We start from the raw sequence: 405 nt of genomic DNA on the forward strand, positions 1-405 counted from the left end.
CTCTCGGCGCGGGCACCGACGAATCCACCACACCCGCCCTCGGACGCCCCATCCACAACACCGAGGTCTACGTCCTCGACCACCATCTCCGGCCGGTGCCCCAGGGCACCCCGGGCGAGCTGTACGTCGCGGGCGCCGGGCTGGCGCGGGCCTACCACCGCAACCCGGCGCAGACCGCCGCCCGGTTCGTCCCCAACCCGTTCGGACCGCCGGGCACCCGTCTSTACCGGACCGGCGAYCTSACCCGCCACCGCCCCGACGGCACCCTCGACTACCTCGGCCGCACCGACCACCAGACCAAAATCCGCGGCCACCGCATCGAACCCACGGAAATCGAAACCGTCCTCACCCACCACCCCGGCGTGGCGCAGGCCGCGGTGRTGCCGACGGCGGACCGGCTGCGGC

At 73.8% G+C, this 405-nt stretch carries 1 protein-coding gene; it reads left to right on the forward strand.

The genetic code is table 11. The features are described from left to right. On the forward strand, positions 1-405 hold a 405-nt coding region (locus tag AC1DSF_RS31085), incomplete at both ends, for an AMP-binding protein (protein WP_478184160.1).

The sequence above is a fragment of the Variovorax sp. 01N429 genome (assembly GCF_056399425.1).